The organism is Pseudovibrio sp. JE062 (assembly GCF_000156235.1).
In the GTDB taxonomy this organism is placed as follows: Bacteria; Pseudomonadota; Alphaproteobacteria; order Rhizobiales; family Stappiaceae; genus Pseudovibrio.
Genome location: NZ_DS996805.1, coordinates 181,089 through 200,126 on the forward strand (window position 1 = coordinate 181,089; position 19,038 = coordinate 200,126).

The 19,038-nt window shown below is 52.6% G+C and carries 18 protein-coding genes; 11 read left to right on the plus strand and 7 right to left on the minus strand.

The genetic code is table 11. The features are described from left to right. Positions 1 to 1,337 (minus strand): bifunctional (p)ppGpp synthetase/guanosine-3',5'-bis(diphosphate) 3'-pyrophosphohydrolase (locus PJE062_RS26810; RefSeq protein WP_037035743.1); only part of this gene is annotated, 1,337 nt, incomplete at its 3' end. 96 nt (positions 1,338 to 1,433) lie between these two features. Further along, a complete protein-coding gene (rpoZ, locus tag PJE062_RS00805) occupies positions 1,434 to 1,829 on the minus strand; it encodes a DNA-directed RNA polymerase subunit omega (protein ID WP_008547174.1) in 396 nt (131 codons plus the stop codon). 824 nt (positions 1,830 to 2,653) lie between these two features. On the opposite strand from rpoZ, the gene PJE062_RS00810 reads away from it, so the two are divergent. Together PJE062_RS00810 and PJE062_RS00815 are read left to right on the plus strand one after the other, a co-directional pair. After that, on the plus strand, positions 2,654 to 3,238 hold the full coding sequence (locus tag PJE062_RS00810) for an NYN domain-containing protein (protein WP_008547287.1): 585 nt from the start codon (positions 2,654 to 2,656) through the stop codon (positions 3,236 to 3,238). Further along, the gene (locus PJE062_RS00815; RefSeq protein WP_208982084.1) at positions 3,225 to 3,896 is read left to right on the plus strand and encodes a uracil-DNA glycosylase; all 672 of its coding nucleotides are present in this window, start codon (positions 3,225 to 3,227) and stop codon (positions 3,894 to 3,896) included. The genes PJE062_RS00810 and PJE062_RS00815 overlap by 14 nt, the downstream gene beginning before the upstream one ends. A 21-nt stretch (positions 3,897 to 3,917) precedes the next feature. Here the strand turns inward: PJE062_RS00815 and PJE062_RS00820 are convergent, their stop codons facing one another. The 5 genes from PJE062_RS00820 to hemB form a co-directional block, all read right to left on the minus strand. Further along, the gene (locus tag PJE062_RS00820) at positions 3,918 to 4,664 is read right to left on the minus strand and encodes an arginyltransferase (protein ID WP_008546426.1); all 747 of its coding nucleotides are present in this window, start codon (positions 4,662 to 4,664) and stop codon (positions 3,918 to 3,920) included. A 38-nt stretch (positions 4,665 to 4,702) separates the two neighbouring features. Further along, positions 4,703 to 6,535 (minus strand): SLC13 family permease, encoded by a 1,833-nt coding sequence (locus tag PJE062_RS00825; RefSeq protein WP_008546302.1) that lies wholly within the window; start codon positions 6,533 to 6,535, stop codon positions 4,703 to 4,705. 83 nt (positions 6,536 to 6,618) lie between these two features. Further along, on the minus strand, positions 6,619 to 7,107 hold the full coding sequence (locus PJE062_RS00830) for an RDD family protein (RefSeq protein ID WP_208982085.1): 489 nt from the start codon (positions 7,105 to 7,107) through the stop codon (positions 6,619 to 6,621). Between the two features lie 219 nt (positions 7,108 to 7,326). Next, the gene (locus PJE062_RS00835) at positions 7,327 to 8,568 is read right to left on the minus strand and encodes a threonine ammonia-lyase (RefSeq protein ID WP_008546945.1); all 1,242 of its coding nucleotides are present in this window, start codon (positions 8,566 to 8,568) and stop codon (positions 7,327 to 7,329) included. A gap of 34 nt (positions 8,569 to 8,602) precedes the next feature. Further along, positions 8,603 to 9,631 carry a porphobilinogen synthase gene (gene hemB / locus PJE062_RS00840; RefSeq protein WP_008547025.1) on the minus strand — a complete coding sequence of 343 codons (1,029 nt, stop codon included), beginning with the start codon at positions 9,629 to 9,631 and terminating at the stop codon, positions 8,603 to 8,605. Positions 9,632 to 10,110: 479 nt separating this feature from the next. On the opposite strand from hemB, the gene PJE062_RS00845 reads away from it, so the two are divergent. The 9 genes from PJE062_RS00845 (at position 10,111) to nrdR (ending at position 18,930) form a co-directional block, all read left to right on the plus strand. Then, positions 10,111 to 11,250: an isobutyryl-CoA dehydrogenase gene (locus PJE062_RS00845; protein ID WP_008546322.1), complete on the plus strand. Its 1,140-nt coding sequence runs from the start codon at positions 10,111 to 10,113 to the stop codon at positions 11,248 to 11,250. 160 nt (positions 11,251 to 11,410) lie between these two features. Next, complete coding sequence (locus PJE062_RS00850; RefSeq protein WP_208982086.1) at positions 11,411 to 12,460, plus strand: enoyl-CoA hydratase/isomerase family protein; 1,050 nt, start codon at positions 11,411 to 11,413, stop codon at positions 12,458 to 12,460. A gap of 58 nt (positions 12,461 to 12,518) precedes the next feature. Further along, positions 12,519 to 12,929 (plus strand): DUF6163 family protein, encoded by a 411-nt coding sequence (locus tag PJE062_RS00855; protein ID WP_008546554.1) that lies wholly within the window; start codon positions 12,519 to 12,521, stop codon positions 12,927 to 12,929. A gap of 157 nt (positions 12,930 to 13,086) precedes the next feature. Continuing rightward, positions 13,087 to 13,989: a 3-hydroxyisobutyrate dehydrogenase gene (gene mmsB / locus PJE062_RS00860; RefSeq protein WP_008546219.1), complete on the plus strand. Its 903-nt coding sequence runs from the start codon at positions 13,087 to 13,089 to the stop codon at positions 13,987 to 13,989. A 155-nt stretch (positions 13,990 to 14,144) separates the two neighbouring features. Next, entirely contained in the window at positions 14,145 to 14,657 is a 513-nt protein-coding gene (gene ldtR, locus PJE062_RS00865; protein WP_008546709.1) for a transcriptional regulator LdtR, read from the plus strand. Between the two features lie 525 nt (positions 14,658 to 15,182). After that, complete coding sequence (locus PJE062_RS00870) at positions 15,183 to 16,529, plus strand: murein L,D-transpeptidase (RefSeq protein ID WP_008547215.1); 1,347 nt, start codon at positions 15,183 to 15,185, stop codon at positions 16,527 to 16,529. A gap of 161 nt (positions 16,530 to 16,690) precedes the next feature. Continuing rightward, the gene (locus PJE062_RS00875) at positions 16,691 to 16,876 is read left to right on the plus strand and encodes a serine hydroxymethyltransferase (RefSeq protein ID WP_008546912.1); all 186 of its coding nucleotides are present in this window, start codon (positions 16,691 to 16,693) and stop codon (positions 16,874 to 16,876) included. A 185-nt stretch (positions 16,877 to 17,061) separates the two neighbouring features. Beyond that, a complete protein-coding gene (glyA, locus tag PJE062_RS00880) occupies positions 17,062 to 18,375 on the plus strand; it encodes a serine hydroxymethyltransferase (RefSeq protein ID WP_008546488.1) in 1,314 nt (437 codons plus the stop codon). A gap of 69 nt (positions 18,376 to 18,444) precedes the next feature. Beyond that, complete coding sequence (gene nrdR, locus PJE062_RS00885; protein WP_037035745.1) at positions 18,445 to 18,930, plus strand: transcriptional regulator NrdR; 486 nt, start codon at positions 18,445 to 18,447, stop codon at positions 18,928 to 18,930. The last annotated feature ends 108 nt before the right edge of the window (positions 18,931 to 19,038 follow it).

Consider the following 19,038-nt stretch of genomic DNA (forward strand, 5'->3'; position numbering starts at 1 on the left):
TCACCATTGGTCAGCTCTGTGACCAGTGAGGAGATGCGTCCGTTGATCTTACAGCCAACGCAGGTGTTACCGATGTCCGTATGGACTGCATAAGCGAAGTCGATCGGTGTTGCGCCGCGCGGCAGCGCGATCAGGCGGCCTTTTGGTGTGAAGCAGAAGACCTGATCATGGAAGAGCTCAAGCTTTGTGTGCTCGAGGAACTCTTCCGGAGATTCACCTTGTGCCAGCAGATCAATGGTGCCACGTAGCCAGCCATAGGCGCGGGATTCCGCGGTCATGGACTGAATGTTGCGACCACCGGTGACACCATCTTTGTAAAGTGCATGGGCCGCGATGCCGTTCTCCGCGATGCGGTGCATGGCTTGAGTGCGGATCTGCAGCTCAACGCGCTGGCGCTTGGGACCTACAACGGTGGTGTGAATGGAGCGGTAGTCGTTCTGCTTCGGCGTGGAGATGTAATCCTTGAAGCGGCCCGGTACGCATGGCCATGCTGTATGAATGACGCCTAGTACGCGGTAGCAATCTTCCAGTGCAGGAACGATCGCGCGGAAGCCGTAAATGTCTGAGAGCTGCTCGAAACCGAGGGACTTTTCTTCCATCTTGCGGAAGATGGAGTAAGCGCGCTTTTCACGTCCGCTGATCTTAGCGGTGATGCCTTGTTCTGCGAGGCGCTGTGTGAGGTCTTCCTCAATGTCCGTGATCAGGCCTTCGTTCTTGCTGTGCAGGATTGCAAGGCGCTCGCGGATGGTGTTGCGAGCATCCGGATAGAGGGTCTCGAAGGAGATGTCTTCCAGCTCATCGCGGATGTCCTGCATACCCATGCGGCCTGCAAGCGGCGCATAGATCTCCATGGTCTCTTCAGCGATGCGGATGCGCTTGTCTTCCCGCATGTGGTGCAGGGTGCGCATGTTGTGCAGGCGATCGGCCAGTTTTACGAGGAGAACACGGACGTCATCAGCGATGGCAAGCAGAAGCTTGCGGAAGTTTTCAGCCTGTTTGGCTTTGCGGGAAACCAGATCCAGTCGCTGGATCTTGGTCAGGCCCTCTACAAGCTTGCCGATTTCCTCACCAAACATGCGATCAATTTCAGCGCGTGTGGCATCGGTGTCTTCAATGGTGTCATGAAGCAGGGCAACGGCAATGGTCGCATCATCCAACTTCATGTCGGTGAGGATGGCTGCAACTTCGAGAGGGTGGGAAATATAAGGATCCCCAGAGGCGCGAGTCTGGGTACCATGCTTTTGCATGGCATAAACATATGCCTTGTTGAGCAGCGCTTCATCCGTATCAGGATTGTAGCTGGTTACTCTCTCAACAAGTTCGTATTGACGCATCATTTTCGGGCGGCCGCTTCACTATGCAAATAAGCTAGGGCCGGACCTGAAAATGCGAGGCGCCGGCCCGGCCGACGCCGACATCTTGCGTGAGGGCGATTAGTAGTCGTCGGAACGTTCCGGCGGTACCAGGCCTTCAAGCCCCTTCAGCAGGTCTTCTTCAGTAATGCTGTCGAATTCGACTTCTGAATCGTCAACTGCATTGATCTGAAGTTGTTGTGGGTCGCTAGGAACCATTGGTGCTGTTTCTGCTTCCGGCTCGTCCACTTCCACGAATTTCTGAAGAGAGTGAATGAGGTCTTCTTTCAAGTCCTCTGGGCTCACTGTTTCTTCAGCGATTTCGCGAAGCGCAACAACCGGGTTCTTATCGTTGTCGCGGTCGATTGTCAGCGGCGAGCCACTGGAAATCATCCGGGCGCGATGGCTGGCAAGCAGAACCAGCTCAAACCGGTTTTCGACCTTGTCGACGCAATCTTCGACGGTCACACGTGCCATTCGATCACTCCGTAATATCTGGGAATTCAGAGGCCACTCATAGAATGCTTCTTGTTTTAAGGCAAGAGCCGTTTCTGTATTTTTTGTGCAACTCCTTTACATCTTATTATGAAAGGAGAAATTTTCCAGTCCGGAGCTGCTTAAGATTAGGCCAGAGAAAAATTGGGGCTTTAGGTCTAACGCGCTTGATTTTAACTTCAATACTATTGTGAAGGGCTGCTTTAGTGTGCAGTGCTAAGTCGGATTAGTTTTTTATTGTTAGTTTTTCTGGAGGAACGAATTTTCAAATCTTCAACTCCTGAGTGAGTTTCAAGATCCGTTTTGTACACTGGAATTGGAATAGATGAAAAAAAATAACAAATTAGAGTTAACCGAAATTCTGGTCCAGATATTTTTGGAATGCCCTAGATCCGAAAAAACAAGGAAACCTTGTTTCTATTGGAACCATTAGTATCTATATCCGGTGGTTTGTTTCTAAGCTAAACTGGAACTATAATATAAAGTGGGAATATTTGGTGGGTTCCTGTTAATTTATGCAAGATGACATCTGTAAATTTCATTCATCTTGTTTTAGTTTCTGGCCGGTGAATCGAACTGTATTGGTCCGATATTAACTAGACCAATGCAATATATACGCTGAGGGACAAGGTTTTATGTTTGTCCGTAACGAATGCGTATTCGATTTAACGTAGAGTGCAACCGGGTCAATTAGAACGGCATACATTCTAGACATGTCACGACAGCAAACAGGCATGTCCAGAAAGTGATTGCTTATAACAAGTTACTGACTTACGCGTCTGTGCAGCGGAAAGGCTAAAAATAATATGTTTGATCCCCGCGAAAAGATTGCTTTATTCATTGATGGAGCGAACCTTTATTCGACGGCGAAAGCAATTGGTTTCGACATCGATTACAAGCGTCTCTTGAAAGAATTCCAATCAAAGGGCTACCTGCTACGCGCTTACTATTATACTGCGCTGGTGGAAGAGCAGGAGTACTCCTCCATTCGTCCATTGATCGATTGGCTGGACTACAATGGCTACAAGGTCGTTACCAAACCTGTTAAGGAATTCGTGGATTCAGCAGGACGTCGCAAAATTAAAGGCAACATGGATATCGAGCTGGCTGTGGATGCCATGCAGTTGATTGATCATGTTGACCATATCGTTCTGTTCTCTGGTGATGGTGACTTCCGTTCTCTGGTTGAAGCGCTGCAGCGTCGTGGTCGCAAGGTTTCTGTTGTTTCTACACTTCAGACGCAGCCGCCAATGATTGCTGATGATCTGCGCCGTCAAGCGGACCACTTCATCGAACTTTCCACGTTGATGCAACGTGTTGGTCGTGACCCAAACGAGCGCCCACCACGTGTTGAAGACGAGGATGATGAGATCGGAGATGACGACTACTAAGGTCTGTCACGGTATCGAAAGTTTGCAGAAGCCGGGGAGAGAGTGTCCACTCTGTTCCCGGCTTGTTGCGTATAGGGCCGAGTTGCGCGAGCTTCACCCTGATTGGCACAATGCGCCTGTGCTGGACTATGGTCCTGTTGATGCCTCCCTCATTGTTGTGGGGCTGGCTCCGGGGCATAAAGGTGGCAACCGCACCGGTATTCCGTTCTTTGGTGATTTTTCCGGCGAAATGCTCAATGGCGCTTTGACGGCGAGTGGGTTTGCATCTTACAAAGATGTAGCAGCGCCTGAACTTGGGATTGAGCCTCTGGATGTGCGGATCACCAATGTGGTGAAGTGCATGCCGCCAAAGAATGCTCCAAAACCTGCAGAAATAAGAACCTGTCGGCCGTTCTTTCTGGATTCCATGCTGGTGAGTGATCAGACGCGTACTGTTGTGGCTGTGGGGCGGACAGCGCATGAGGAGTTACTGAAGGCTTTTGAGTTGAAGCTGAAGGACAATCCGTTCGGGCATAATCGTGAAACTCAGCTCACGCCTTCTCTCAGAATGTTTTCCAGCTTCCATTGTTCTCAGTACAACGTGAATACGCGGCGGATCACAGCCGAGCAGTTTACGGCTGTGTTTATGCGCGTACGCGAGTACTTGAGTTCTCTTTAGAAAACCAGCGAAAATTTTAGGTTAGTCCTGACGTTCCCAGCCCTGTGCGCCAAGGTGTTCCTGTGGTTTAAAGCGCTCTTTATACGCCATTTTTGGTGAGCCTTCGACCCAGTATCCCAGATAGACATAGGGCAGGCCGAGGTGCTGTGCGCGGGCGATATGATCGAGGATCATAAAGGTGCCGAGGCTTCGGCTGGTTTGGGAATGGTCGAAGAAGGAGTAGACCATGGAGAGGCCATCGCAGAGGCGGTCGGTCAGGGCGACGCCGATGAGTGGGCCTTCTCCTTCGCCGGAGAGGAAGGAGTTTGGGCCTCGTTGGCGGTACTCGATGATGGCTGTGTCAACGTGCGTATCTTCAACCATCATGGAATAGTCGCCCGGGGACATCTCTGTCATGCCGCCATTGGTGTGGCGGGCATTCAGATATTCATGGAACAGGTCGTATTGCTCAGTCGACGGGCCGGGTGGCAGCTCAGTACCAATCAGATCCTGATTGTCTTTCCAGACGCGCTTGAGCGATTTGGTCCACTTGAACTCCTGAGCGCAGACGCGGATAGAGACGCAAGCTCGGCAATCTTCGCAGGCAGGACGATAGGCGATATTCTGAGAGCGACGAAAGCCGCCTTGTGTGAGAACGTCGTTGAGCGCAGGGGCATTGGGTCCAACAAGATGCGTGAAGACTTTGCGTTCTTTACGATCTGGCAGGTAGGGGCAATCCGTGGGGGCAGTCAGATAAAACTGCGGGTTATCATAGGCTTGCCGTGTCACCTAGCGCGTCCCTCTCTCTTCTTTATTTATCGCTGGCCTTACAGATTATAATAGTAAGGAGCTGCAAATGAGAAGGTCAACCATATGATTATGGCGAGAGGTGTGCCGGCGAAGAGGAAATCTGAGAAACGGTAGTGGCCTGGACCCATAACGATGAGGTTTGTCTGATACCCGATTGGCGTTGCAAATGAGCAATTTGCTGCAAAAATCAGGCAAACGATGAAGGGCTCTACCGGTACGCCAACCCGGTGCGCCATTTCAATTGCAATGGGCGTAAACAGCACCGCGGTTGCGTTGTTGCTGAGTAAGTTGGTTAAGACAGCGACAACAGCAAAGAGCAAGGAGAGGACAAATGCCGGCGATCGGCCATCGGCGATGTTGAGAAGTGCCGAGGCGATGGCATCGTCACCACCTGTTGCTTCCAGTGCTAACGAGGCTGCGATCGAGGCGCCGATCAGCATGAAGATACGGCTGTCGATGGTGCGCAGGGTCTGGCGGATGTTGAGGCAACCGAAGGTGATCATGGCGAAGGTTGCAGCAACGGAGGCGACCATAATTGGCACAATTCCGGTGACTGCTAGCGTGATCATGGCAACAAAAATGGCCAGCGCGCGGCGGGCATATTGTCTTTGAGGTAGTTCTGTTGCGGACCAGTCCATGAGGAGGACATCTCGGTTGCCGCGCAGACGGTTGATTTCTTCACGGTTGCCAGCGATCAGCAAAACATCCCCGGATTCCATACGGATATCAGTCATCGGCATGCGTGGCATGCGGCTGCGGCGCTGCAATCCGGTCACCACACAGCCGGTATCAGCGTGGAAACTTGTCATGGAAAGCGTGCGGCCAATCAGGCGCGAGCCGGGGGCAATAACTGCTTCAGCAAGGGTGAGGGTGCCGGATGGAGAAGCGTGCTCTGCTTCGCTGGTTGGGCTTTCGTTTGCGTCTGCTGGAAGGAGGGGGTGGCGTTGGCTGATGGCGCGGGTGAGGGTGTCGCGGGTGGCGGCGACGATTACGGTATCGCCCGGCTGCAACTGGACCTCTTCGAACGGAGGCAGGAGCGGGCGTTCGCCGCGCTGGATCAGGCGAACGGTCATTTCTTTCAGGGCAGGAAACATGCCTGCAACGGCCTTCTCACCAACCAGAGGATGGCCGTAAACTATTGGAATCTGTGCAATAAACTGACGTCCGTCTTTGCCAGTGAATTCTTCCGCCATGGTTTGGCGCGGTTTGAGGACGCGTGGCAGAACGAACAGAACATAGACGGCACCTACGGCTGCCAGAATGGCGCCGAATGCGGTGAAGGTGAAGAAATTGATGCGGACTTCACCGGTTGCGTTGGCCACGTTGGCGACGAGCAGGTTGGTGGAGGAGCCGATCATTGTTGTCATGCCGCCCAGGATCGTGATGAACGAGAGGGGCATAAGAAAACGTGAGGAAGAGGTGCTATGCGCGGCAGCAACAGTGGTCAAAATCGGCAGTGTGATGACCACGACAGGCGTGTTGTTCAAAAACGCGCTGACGATGCCGACGGTGATAAGCAGCGGTCCGGTGGCGAGCCAACGGCGCTGTTTTGACATACGCAGGATGGCCTGCGCGGGTTTGTCGAGAGCGTCTGTCTGGAAGAGGCCTTGCCCGACTATGAGCAAGCAGATCACCGTGATCAGGGCCTGATTGGAAAAGCCGGAGAGAAAATCCTCCGGCCTGATCGGTGATCCATTGAGTGTATGTGGGAAAGCCATGAACAGCAGCATGAGGGCTACGATGGAGCCAAGTGCTACGATTTCGATGGCGATGCGTTCCAGCGCATAAAGGACAATCGTGAATCCGATGATCACAAAGGTCAGGATCATCGGTATGTTCAGGTTCTCCATGCGCGTCCCCGCTCGTGCTACTCTTTCACACGTTATTAGAGGGTCCGGGCGGGTTCGTCACTGCACGTTGCATCATTGGTTTGTTATCGATGCAGACTATCCACCGGGGAATTCATAATAACGGCACCTAGCACGATATCATGGAGCAGTCGCTTTTGGTCACTAAACAATGAGACTATGAGGACAAAAGGGCTGAGTATTGTTACCGAGAAATAAAAGAGCAGAACGTGGATTGCTGCGTAGAGCGGATATGGGCGGCCACCATTCTGCAGGCGCATTTCCAGCCCAAACGCGCGCATACCCGGTGTTGCAGAGTTGTATCCGCCCAGTGAGAATGCGGTGTAGGCAAGGGCAACAAGTGGCCAGATTGCAGGGAACAACAGCCATGCAAGGCCAAGCGTCAGAATGCCGAGAAAGGTAATGACGACGAAAGCGATACCAAACAGAATGGTAATCGCGATGACATCAAAAACGCACGCAAAGATCCGCTTTTTCCGCACACCATCAAACAAGTGCGGATTAAGGTAGGGATCATAATAAGTGTTGGGGTGCGCGCTCACTTGCTGGCTCATTTCTTCCTCGGTTAGATTCAACTGTGCTGAGGTCTTCCCCAGCGTCTTTCAGTAGAATTGGGTGTGCATTTTCAAGTTTCAAGCGGGAGTAGTAAACTATTTTTGTAGAATCCGGCATGTGAGGATATTTTTGCGCGGATCAAAATAGTTGCACAAGCGCCAACGCAAGAGTTTGGCGCTTGTTCTGATTGTTTGTCGTACTGTCAGGCGTGGATAAGCCTAGAACCGCATCTCACCGGAGGAGAGCAGTGTGACGTGGATATCTCCGGCTTCCAGTGCCGCGATGATCTCTTTGGCGTGCTGGTTATCGCGCGTCTCAATGGCCACATCCAACGTTGCTCCTTTCACAGAGACATCGAGGAACAGGCGGTGGTGGGAGACTTCCAGAATGTTGCCGCCCAGCTGGCCAATGGTGGTTGAGATTTCGCCAAGGATGCCCGGACGATCCGGGATGTTGCAGCGGATGTGAATGATGTTGCCGAGTCGAACCAGCTGGCGCAGTGCGATGGAAGCCAGCAGGCGTGGATTAATGTTGCCGCCGCAGAGGACAAGTCCAACTTTTTTGCCTTTGAAGCGCTCCGGATGGGCGCACATAGCAGCGAGCCCGGCTGCTCCAGCGCCTTCAGCTACGGTTTTCAGGCGGGTGAGGAAGATGTTGATGGCTTCCTCAATCTGGCTTTCGCTGACCAGCAGGATGTCATCGACATATTCTTTGACCAGCTGCTGGGTGTAAGTGCCGGGCACTTTCACCGCGATACCTTCTGCCAGCGAGTTGCCGCCACATTCCATCGGTTCGTCGCGCAGCGCGGCGTACATGGATGGGTAGAGCTCGCTTTCAACGCCGATGATTTCGATATCTGGTTTGATCGCTTTGGCTGCAACTGCGATGCCAGAGATCATTCCGCCGCCACCGACTGGCACGATCAGGGTGTCCAGATCCGGCTGATCCTTCAGCATTTCAAGGGCAATGGTGCCCTGGCCTGCAATGACCTGCAAATCATCGAACGGGTGGACCCAGATGTAGCCGTGTTCCTCAGAGAGGCGGTCGGCTTCTTTCTTAGCATCGTCGACGGTTTCGCCTGCGAGGACGACTTTGGCGCCATAGGCTTTGGTTGCCTCCACCTTCACATAAGGTGTGCCGTTGGGCATGACGATGAGAGCGGGAATGCCAAGGCGCTGTGCGTGCAACGCCACGGCCTGTGCGTGGTTGCCTGCGGACATGGCAATCACGCCGCGGCTCTTTTCTTCTTCTGTCAAGTGAAGCAGCTTGTTCAGGGCGCCGCGCTCTTTGAATGCGTTGGTGGCCTGCATGTTTTCGTATTTGACGAAAACGGAGGCACCGGTGATGGCATCCAGTTGAGCTGCTGGCAGGAGCGGTGTTGAAATCACCGCGCCCTTGATGTTGTTTGCAGCCTCTTCAATGTTGGACAGGGTGAGAAGAGGTGAGGCCACCTTTGGCATATTTTGTTCTCGCAGGTGTCTTGTTTTACAGGCTTTATTTGCCGTTCAGTTTTTTCGCAAGTTCAGGTGCAAAGTAGGTTAAGACGCCATCTGCACCGGCGCGTTTGAAGGCCATCAGGCTTTCCATCATCGCCTTGTCCTTGTCCATCCAGCCGTTTTGAGCTGCTGCGCAAATCATCGCGTACTCACCAGAGACCTGATAGGCGTAGGTTGGTGCAAGGAAGGTATCTTTGATGCGACGGAGAATATCGAGGTACGGCATGCCAGGCTTCACCATGATCATGTCCGCGCCTTCTGCCAGATCCAGCTCTGCTTCTTTCAGTGCTTCATCTGTGTTGGCTGGGTCCATCTGATAGGTGCGCTTGTCGCCCTTCAGGTTGGCATTGGAGCCGACAGCGTCGCGGAATGGGCCGTAGAAGGCAGAAGCGTATTTTGCGGAGTACGCCATGATCTGAAGGTTCTCAAAGCCCTGATTGTCCAGCGCATAACGGATTGCGCCGATGCGACCATCCATCATGTCGGATGGAGCAATGATGTCAGAGCCTGCTTCTGCTTGAATAAGTGCCTGACGGCAGAGCTGATCGACGGTTTCGTCGTTGATGATCTTATCACCGGCCATCAGACCGTCGTGGCCGTGAGAGGTGTATGGATCAAGTGCAACGTCCGTCATCAGACCAACAGGGAAACCTTCTGCCTTGATCGCCTGAAGAGCGCGGCAAGTGAGGTTGCTGTCATTCAGCGCTTCGGTGCCCATTTCGTCGCGCAGGTCTGGATCTGTGTTCGGGAACAGTGCAATGACCGGAATGCCCAGTTCAGCTGCCTGCTCAGCGGCGCGCACTGCCATATCGACAGAATAGCGCTCAACGCCCGGCATGGAAGCAACTGGTTCCGTTTTCTTTTCGCCATCAATCAGAAAGATTGGCCAGATCAAGTCGTCAGTGGTGATTGTGTTTTCGCGGATAAGGCGACGGGACCAATCGCTGTGACGATTGCGACGCATTCGGCGGCCGTTCAAAATCTGGTTCATGTCTACGGAAGAATGCGATTCATTGGCAAACGGCATGGTAACTCACCTGAATGACTGGTTGTTGGCGCTCTCGTAGAGCTGAGAGCGACGGCTTACTCAAAACTACTAGGGCATTTGATGTCAGATAGCACGGTGTGTTTGCTTGATAAAACTCAAATTCTTTTTGTGTTCCAAAGCTTCTTTAGAATCGCAGAAAGGTTTTCGCTTTCCGTGCAATTTAATAGTGGACGACCTTGTTATCCCCTCAGCAGATTGGAAACGCAACGGGAACAAGTGGGGAATCAGTTCAGAATTGGACGCCAGTTTCAGCTTTGCGCGATTTATTGCGTTGGTTTGAAAGCTTTGCGTTTTTTGAACGTTGTTGTGTACGGGGCGCTGTTTTGACTGAGCAATTGGTCTTATCTTGGTCTTTCCGAGAATTGACGCAGTTTGGGTACGGGTCTACCGATTGACGCAATTACTTCAATATTGGGGCTGATGGTTGTGGGAGGCCGTTGGCTGGGAGGACGGATTCCATGGAATTTGAACTGAACGAAGATCAACGTGCCTTTGTTGATATGGCTGCCGGGTTTGCGCAGGAGGAGATGGCGCCTTTTGCTGCGGAGTGGGATGCGAAATCTCATTTCCCTCTGGATGTGCTTCGCAAGGCGGCTGCGCTGGGTCTGGGCGGACTGTATGTGCGTGAGGATGTGGGCGGCTCTCAGCTGGGGCGGCTTGATGGGGCGTTGATCTTTGAAGAGCTTTCCAAGGGCTGTGTTTCCACGTCTGCGTTTCTTTCCATCCATAACATGGCAGCGGGTATGCTGGACCGGTTTGGGTCTGATGAGCTGCGGCAGAGATTTCTCCCTGATCTTTGCAGCATGGAGAAAGTAGCGAGTTATTGCCTGACAGAGCCGGGTGCTGGTTCTGATGCGGCATCTTTGAGAACGCGGGCTGTACGGGACGGGGATCATTATGTGATCAACGGTTCCAAGTCCTTTATCTCCGGTGGTGGTGTGTCGGATGTTTATGTCTGCATGGTGCGCACCGGTGAGGATGGGCCGAAGGGGATATCCTGTATTGTCGTTGAGAAAGATGCGCCGGGTCTCTCCTTTGGTGCCAACGAGCATAAGCTGGGGTGGTGCAGTCAGCCGACGGCGCAGGTGATCTTTGAGGATTGCCGTGTGCCGGTGGCCAACCTGGTTGGCGCAGAAGGGCAGGGCTTTTCTATTGCGATGGCAGGGCTTGATGGTGGTCGTCTGAACATTGGTGCCTGCTCTCTTGGCGGGGCGCAGTTCTGTCTGGACCGGGCGCTGCAGTATATGGACGAGCGCAAGCAGTTTGGGCGGTCTCTGGCGCAATTTCAGGCGTTGCAGTTCAAAGTGGCGGATATGGCGACTGAGCTGGAAGCAGCGCGGCTGCTGCTACACAAAGCGGCTTACATGTTGGACAGGAAAGATCCACAGGTGACCAAGATGGCAGCGATGGCCAAGCGACTTGCGACGGATACGGGCTTCAAGGTGGTCAATGAGGCGCTGCAGATCCATGGTGGTTACGGGTATCTGAAGGATTATCCGCTGGAGCGTCATTTGCGTGACTTGCGGGTGCATCAGATTCTGGAAGGTACCAACGAGATCATGCGCGTCATCGTGGCGCGTGAGCTGATGAAGGCTTGAGCTGCCTAGCTGGTTCTTCATAGGATGAATTGAGGGAGCTGCTTTGGCTCCCGTGTTGCGTATCTTTGCCCGAAACTCGGTGTCTACTGCGCGGAGATACGCCTAACATTTTTAGCAAATGAATAGGTGCGCTGTGCAACAGGAATATGTGGGGGATGTCTTGTCCGAAACTACTGATGTTCTTTTTGAAGAGAAAGGCCATGCGGGCCTGATCATTCTCAATCGCCCGAAGGCGCTGAATGCTCTGACACATGAGATGTGTGTTGCCATGCATCGGCAGCTGGAGCGCTGGCTGATTGATGATGCGGTCCATCATGTTCTCATCAAGAGTAACAGCGAGAAAGCCTTCTGCGCAGGTGGTGATATTCGTCAGGTGGCTGAAAACGGCCCGGAGAATATCGACAAGAGTCTGCCGTTCTTTGCGGATGAGTATCGCCTGAACACCTACATGGAGAGCTATCCTAAGCCGTTGATTGCCTTGATTGATGGGATCGTGATGGGTGGCGGTGTCGGCATATCTGTGCATGGGGCTTACCGCGTTGGTAGTGAGAAGACATTGTTCGCGATGCCGGAGACAGCGATTGGCTTCTTCCCGGATGTGGGCGGCAGTCACTTCCTGCCGAAAATGCCTCAGAACACGGGCATGTATTGCGCTATGACCGGTGAGCGTCTGAAACAGGCAGATTGCTACTGGACCGGTATTCTCACTCATGCGATGAAGCGGGATGATATGGCGGCTCTGGAAGAGGCGCTGTGCGAGGTGCAGGATGTGGAGCCAGTGCTGGCGCGCTATGCGTTTGATCCGGGACCTGCACCGCTGCATGCCAAAGCAGATGTGGTGGATGAGTGCTTTGGTGCTGAGAGCACGCTGGAAGTTGTGGATCGTCTGCGTAAGCTTTTGGGTTCTGAGCATGATGATTTTGCAGCAGCAGCTCTGGGTACGATCTCAAAGCGTTCCCCGCTGAGTATGGAAGTGGCTTTCCAGCAGGTGCGGCGCGGTGAAGGGCTTTCCATGAAGGACTGCATGATCATGGAGCATCGGATTGTTTCACAGATCCTGCTGGGCAAGGACTTCTATGAAGGTGTGCGAGCTGTGATTATCGATAAGGATCATGCACCTAAATGGCAGCATTCAAGCCTTGATGAAATAAAAACAGTTGATGTTGAGGCCCATTTTATGTCACCGAAGGGGGGTGACCTCGTATTTTAACGGGGCGAGGGGCCTCCTGCCTGTTGTTGAGGCGGATGAGTAAGGTGGAGCTAAGAGTATGCCTGGCGTTTTTGTAGAGCTGATGAAGAGGGTTCCCTCCTTTCAGTTTTTGCTGCATGCGTATGTCAGGCTGCTTGCTGTGTTCATGCTGTTTGCTGGCCTCAACTATTGGAGCGCGATTATCGGTGTGCGTCTGATTGATGGCATGCCGTTTGAGGATGTGGGCGTGCAAGTGCAGTCCACCATTATCTTTTTCGCGATTCTTGATCTGGTGACAGCCATTGGTTTGTGGCTGCTTTCTAGCTGGGGAACAGTCATGTGGCTGTTCCGCTCACTGGCCCAGGTGGTGATGTATTCCGTGTTCCCCATGGTCTTTGGTCGTAGTCCGACCGAGGTGGTATTCTACATCAGTGCAATCGCCGTTTACCTCGTTCTGCTTTATCTTGCAGAGCGAGAGGAGCGGGCCTGATCGACCAAAGTCGTGTTTGGTCTGTAACTCATTGAAATTTATCGTTTTGCAAACGGCCGTTCACGTCAATTTGATCTGAGCGAACCCTAGGTGATCAGCTTCGGGCAAGTTCTAAATGTTCAAAATCCAGACGGACGGCGATTTTCGGGAGGATGCAATGGGAGAAACTGTTCTTCGCGTTGCTTTTATTGGTCTTGGCAATATGGGCGGCCCTATGGCTGCAAATCTTGTCAAAGCCGGACATGAAGTCGTCGGTGTAGATCTTTCTGAAGAGGCGCGTGCTGCGTTTCAGGCCGCAGGTGGGCAGGTTGCCACATCTGCGGTTGAAGCAGTCCGCGACGTTCAGGCTGTTGTTACCATGCTGCCAGCAGGGAAGCATGTTCGCGCCGTTTATACGGGCGCGGATGGCATTCTTGCGCATGCACCAAAGGGCACGCTGTTTGTTGATAGCTCGACTATCGATGTGGACAGCAGCCGCGATGTTGCAAAAGCAGCGAGCGAAGCTGGCATGGACATGGTCGATGCTCCGGTTTCCGGTGGTATTGTGGGTGCTGCGAACGGCACATTGACCTTTATGGTTGGTGGGCCTGATGCTGCATTTGAACGGGCTAAACCGCTCCTGGATATCATGGGAGCCTCAATTGTTCATGCTGGTGATGCTGGCGCTGGGCAGGCGGCAAAGATCTGTAACAACATGTTGCTTGGTATTTCGATGATCGGTACCTGCGAGGCGTTTGTTTTGGCTGAGAAGCTGGGTCTGGACCCACAGAAGCTTTATGACATCTCCTCCAAGTCTTCTGGTCAGTGTTGGTCTTTGACCTCTTACTGCCCGATTCCCGGACCGGTCCCGACTTCGCCAGCCAACAATGAATACAAACCCGGCTTTGCAGCGCCAATGATGCTTAAAGATTTGTTACTGGCGGAAGAGGCAGCAGATTCGAGTGGGGCGAATACACCTATGGGTGAAAAAGCGGCTCGCCTTTATGAGGAATACTGTAACAATGGCGGGGAAAACGTCGACTTCTCCGGCATCATCCACTTGCTTCGGAAGTCAGGGTAAACAGAGGGTTAACGGAAAGGTCTACACGCTTGCTAGTGATTAAGAAATAATTCATCGTGTCTCTTAAGCGGTTCTTAGAAGCGGTCGCGTAAATTTGCTTCAAGTGCTGATAAAAATACGAACGCACGAAAAATATGGACATGAGGCGCAACCAGATGATCAATACAAACAGGGCCGTTGAGGTCTTGGCGCAAGAAGAAGAAACGGTAGGGCTGAAGCCTGCGTACCTTGAGGCACTTACGCTCATTGAGCGTTTGCATCGTCGCCTTCTTGACGTCATCAAAGATGAGTTTGACCGGATGGGTCGTTCCGATGTGAACAGCGTTCAGGCGCTGCTTCTTTTCAACATCGGCGACGCCGAGCTGACTGCAGGCGAGCTTCGTACTCGCGGTTATTATCTAGGTTCTAACGTTTCTTATAACCTTAAGAAGCTCGTAGAAACCGGATACATCAATCATGAACGTTCCCAGATGGATCGCCGTTCCGTACGTGTGAGCCTGACGGACAAAGGACGTGAAATTGCTCAGATTGTTGACGATCTTTATAGTCGTCATATCCTTTCTGTTGAGCAGGTTGGTGAGCTCTCAACCGAGAACTTTGAGGAGCTAAACCGGTCCCTGCGTCGTCTGGAACGCTTCTGGACAGATCAAATCCTCTACCGTCTCTGATTTCAGAGTGGTTTCTGACCTTTCAAAAAATACCGCTTCCGAAACCGGGAGCGGTATTTTTGCTTGTCTGGATGAAATTGCCGGTTCAATGCCTGGCTGGTTCAGATGTGGTTTCAGGCGTGCTGGCAGAAGGGCAGGCCAGCCTCGCAACAGGCATCTGTGAGTAAGTCGGCCTGATTGTTGCTTTCTTGCACTAGGTCGGAACGAACACCTGCACAGCAGCCACCTTTTTCCCACTTAGGGTAAATAGCCATTAAACGGTCACATTGAGTGAGGAAGACACTTGCTCACTTTTCGGGCTGAAAAAGTACTGTTGGTTTTTTGAAATTTAGAAACTGTCAACTCTGATTTGTTCAGGGAGCCGATCACTTTCTCTAATTCACCAACAGATGTTCCTCCCCGAGTTTTGGCGGAAGTCTTGCGAGTTTGCGCAGATAATGCCATGTAGATTTGCCATGTTAAGTCTCTGTTTACCAAGTTCGCATGGAATCTTACGGGACGATTGATTGCTAGGAGAACTATTTCGTGTTGGCACCTCTTTTAAACCGCAGCAAACTTGCTCTTGCTCTCGTTGTGAGTACGGGTCTTTCTGCAGGTATGATGTCCGCACAGGCGCAGGTTAAAGTTCCTGGGTTGCTTTCCTACAGCGGAAACATCCAGCAAGCTGTGACCGAGCCAGCTCCGGTCGTCACTGAGCAGCCGATTGTTGGTCAGGGCACAGAGTGGGAAGACACCTTTGATGAGGGTGTTTCATCTCTGGAGCAGATCGACTTTGTGGCGCCGATTATCTCCAAGCAGACCACCCAGTACATGATTGATGCGATTCTCGATTATGAGCGCATCGCCCTCAATGGTGGCTGGCCTGAAGTCTCCACCAAAAAGGTTCTGCGCATTGGTATGCGTGCACCGGCGATTGCTTCCCTGCGACAGCGCCTGATTGTTTCTGGCGACATGGCGCAGCATGCTGGTGTTTCTGAAGTTTTTGACAGCTACGTTGATTCAGCTGTGCGTCGTTTCCAGCTGCGACATGGCCTGACACCAGATGGTGTTGTGGGCCGCGCGACTGTGATTGCCATGAATGTGCCTGTTGAGGTGCGTTTACAGCAGCTGCGCACCAATCTGGAGCGCGTTTCGGCTCTGGCTGATAACGTGAGTGATACCTATGTGAACGTGAACATTCCGGCAGCTCGTATTGAGGTTGTTGAGAATGGCCGCGTTCGTTCTCGCCACACTGCTGTTGTTGGCAAGCAGGATCGCCAGTCTCCGATCCTGAGCTCTGCGATCTATGAGGTGAATTTCAACCCGTACTGGACTGTTCCCGTCAGCATTATCCGGAAAGATCTTATTCCGAAAATGCAGAAGGATCCGCAGTATCTGGCGAAGAACAATATCCATATCTTCGACTGGTATGGAAAAGAGAAGCAGTGGCAGGAGATCGACTGGAACACGGATGAAGCGACCAAGTATCGCTTTACGCAGGAGCCGGGCGAAGGCAACTCCATGGGCAGCATCCGTATCAACTTCAACAACACCCATCAGGTTTACCTGCATGACACGCCAGAGCAGTCTCTGTTTGGCGAAGGCTATCGCTTCCATTCTTCCGGCTGTGTGCGCGTACAGAACGTGCGTGAGCTGGTGACATGGTTGCTGGGCTCCACAACGCCTGAGTGGACCCGTTCCCGCGTGGATGCGACCATCAACTCCGGTGAACGTCTGGATGTGAAGATGAAGAGCCGCATTCCGCTGCATCTGTCCTATGTGACCGCATGGGCGCTCAGCGATGGCATGGTCCACTTCCGTGATGACATCTACGACAAGGATGGTCTGTATTCAGCAAGTGTTGATCCGCTGGCGCAGGCCTCTGCTCAGTAAGCAGGCTTCACAGTTTCGAATTAAAGGTCGCTTCCGGCGTTTGTCGGGGCGGCCTTTTTCTTTTGGGGAATTGGCTGTGTGGGTGCCTGCACTGTCGCACTCTAACTGCTAAAACTGATTGAGCAATTTACGAATCTGAGAGAAGTGAGGCGAGGGGCCAGATGCCTAAACTGGGACAGGTCTATTTTGAAACACGGCTGGTTGGGAATGCTATTCGCATGTCCGCAATCTGTGCTCAGAGCGGTGTTGAGGTGTTTGTGGTGGGGCCTCGTAATGCGAGCGAATCGCATCTGAAACAACTGGCGCTCCGTAAGCTGGAACGTAAATTACAACCTCAAGATGCGTAATTCATAAATTTTGGGTGATGGCGGCAATACTATTGCGCAATTCCTATGAACAAAGCTTGGTTCATTACCCCCTATATGTTAATGGGCTAAGCACCCGAAGCTACAACTTGTCGGGGATCGGAATGCGAAACGATATTGGGACGTTTCGTCAGTTTGTTGCTCCAACCTTGTAATGAGGTCCACCTATGTCCGTATCGGATAGTCCAATTACGACGCCGCTCTACCCAGAGTTCTTTACAGGTAGCCTGGCTTCTGGTGACCCAGAGCTTCTCGAGGCAATCAATAAAGAGCTTTCTCGTCAGCAGAACGAGATTGAACTCATCGCTTCGGAAAATATCGTGTCCCGCGCTGTGCTGGAAGCACAGGGTTCCGTTCTGACCAACAAATACGCTGAAGGTTACCCTGGCCGCCGTTACTACGGTGGTTGTGAGTATGTCGACATTGTTGAGCAGCTTGCGATCGATCGTGTGAAGACACTGTTCGGCTGTGAGTTTGCAAACGTGCAGGCGAACTCCGGTTCCCAGGCTAACCAGTCTGTTCTTCTTGCGCTGGCTAAACCAGGCGACACTCTGCTCGGCATGAGCCTTGATGCGGGTGGTCACCTGACACACGGTGCACGTCCTAACATGTCCGGTAAGTGGTTCAACGCTGTTCAGTACGGCCTGAACACCGACACTGGCCGCATCAACATGGACGAAGTGCGCGAGCTTGCAAAAGAACATCAGCCTAAGATCATCATCGCTGGCGGTTCTGCATACTCTCGTGAGATTGACTTTGCTGCATTCCGCGCAATCGCTGACGAAGTGGGCGCGTACCTGTGGGTCGACATGGCGCACTTTGCAGGTCTGGTTGCGGGTGGTCAGCACCCAAGCCCGTTCCCGCATGCACATGTTGCAACATCCACCACCCACAAGACCCTTCGTGGTCCTCGCGGTGGTCTGGTTGTGACCAACGACGCTGACATTGCGAAGAAAATCAACTCCGCGATCTTCCCAGGTCTGCAGGGTGGTCCTCTGATGCACGTGATCGCTGGTAAGGCTGTTGCCTTCGGTGAAGCGCTGCGTCCTGAGTTCAAGACCTACGCAAAAGACGTTGTTGAGAACGCACAGGTTCTGGCTGAGACCCTTGTTGAAGGTGGTTTGGACATCGTTTCCGGTGGTACCGACACGCACCTGATGCTGGTTGACCTGCGTCCAATGAACCTGACCGGTAAGAATGCAGAGATTTCTCTGGGCCGTGCGAATATCACCTGTAACAAGAACGGTGTTCCGCTTGATCCTCAGAAGCCTACCATCACTTCCGGTATCCGCCTTGGTACGCCTGCTGGCACATCCCGCGGCTTCGGCAAGGAAGAATTCCGTGAAATCGGTAAGCTGATTACCGAGGTTCTGGAAGGTCTGCGTAAGACAAATTCCGTTGACGGCAACGAAGCTGTGGAAGCACAGGTCAAAGAGAAGGTACTGGCCCTTACTGCCCGGTTCCCAATCTACAAAAACTAATTTAAACGAGAAGAACCGCCGGAGATCCCTTCGGCGGTTCTTCAGTGTTTAGTTAAGGAGGCAGGCGAGATGCGTTGTCCGTATTGCGGGGGTGAGGACACCCAGGTGAAGGATTCACGCCCAACCGAGGATAATACAGCTATCCGTCGACGCAGAGTCTGCCAGACTTGTGGTGGTCGTTTTACCACCTTTGAACGTGTTCAGCTGCGCGAGCTGACCGTTATTAAGCGCAATGGGCGTCGCGTGCCGTTTGATCGCGAAAAGCTGATGCGCTCTGTTTTGATCGCAACCCGCAAACGTCCGGTGGAACCTGAGCGTATCGAGCGCATGGTGAGCGGACTGGTTCGCCAGCTGGAAAGTTCCGGTGAGAGCGATGTTGTGGCGGAAGATATTGGTCATTTGGTCATGGAAGGGCTGAAAACCCTTGACGATGTGGCTTATGTGCGGTTCGCTTCTGTTTACAAGAATTTCCGTGAAGCCAAGGATTTCGAGGCTCTGCTGGATGAGCTTTCCGATGCGGATGTTGATCCGCTGATGATGCCGCCGCGGACCTAAGCTCTGGCTTTTCGTTGTCTGTGACGTATATTCTGTTCGGGTTACGTCAAATCCATTTGAGGAATACGCTTTAAAGCAGTTCGCGTATCTTTATCCGAAAACCGGCGG

Excerpts from the sequence above, each read along its gene's own strand:
- rpoZ (WP_008547174.1), bottom strand. The coding sequence starts at position 1,829 with ATGGCACGTGTGACCGTCGAAGATTGCGTCGACAAGGTCGAAAACCGG.
- PJE062_RS00810 (WP_008547287.1), top strand. The coding sequence starts at position 2,654 with ATGTTTGATCCCCGCGAAAAGATTGCTTTATTCATTGATGGAGCGAAC.
- PJE062_RS00815 (WP_208982084.1), top strand. The coding sequence starts at position 3,225 with ATGACGACTACTAAGGTCTGTCACGGTATCGAAAGTTTGCAGAAGCCG.
- PJE062_RS00825 (WP_008546302.1), bottom strand. The coding sequence starts at position 6,535 with ATGGAGAACCTGAACATACCGATGATCCTGACCTTTGTGATCATCGGA.
- PJE062_RS00830 (WP_208982085.1), bottom strand. The coding sequence starts at position 7,107 with ATGAGCCAGCAAGTGAGCGCGCACCCCAACACTTATTATGATCCCTAC.
- PJE062_RS00835 (WP_008546945.1), bottom strand. The coding sequence starts at position 8,568 with ATGCCAAAGGTGGCCTCACCTCTTCTCACCCTGTCCAACATTGAAGAG.
- hemB (WP_008547025.1), bottom strand. The coding sequence starts at position 9,631 with ATGCCGTTTGCCAATGAATCGCATTCTTCCGTAGACATGAACCAGATT.
- PJE062_RS00845 (WP_008546322.1), top strand. The coding sequence starts at position 10,111 with ATGGAATTTGAACTGAACGAAGATCAACGTGCCTTTGTTGATATGGCT.
- PJE062_RS00855 (WP_008546554.1), top strand. The coding sequence starts at position 12,519 with ATGCCTGGCGTTTTTGTAGAGCTGATGAAGAGGGTTCCCTCCTTTCAG.
- mmsB (WP_008546219.1), top strand. The coding sequence starts at position 13,087 with ATGGGAGAAACTGTTCTTCGCGTTGCTTTTATTGGTCTTGGCAATATG.
- ldtR (WP_008546709.1), top strand. The coding sequence starts at position 14,145 with ATGATCAATACAAACAGGGCCGTTGAGGTCTTGGCGCAAGAAGAAGAA.
- PJE062_RS00875 (WP_008546912.1), top strand. The coding sequence starts at position 16,691 with ATGCCTAAACTGGGACAGGTCTATTTTGAAACACGGCTGGTTGGGAAT.
- glyA (WP_008546488.1), top strand. The coding sequence starts at position 17,062 with ATGTCCGTATCGGATAGTCCAATTACGACGCCGCTCTACCCAGAGTTC.
- nrdR (WP_037035745.1), top strand. The coding sequence starts at position 18,445 with ATGCGTTGTCCGTATTGCGGGGGTGAGGACACCCAGGTGAAGGATTCA.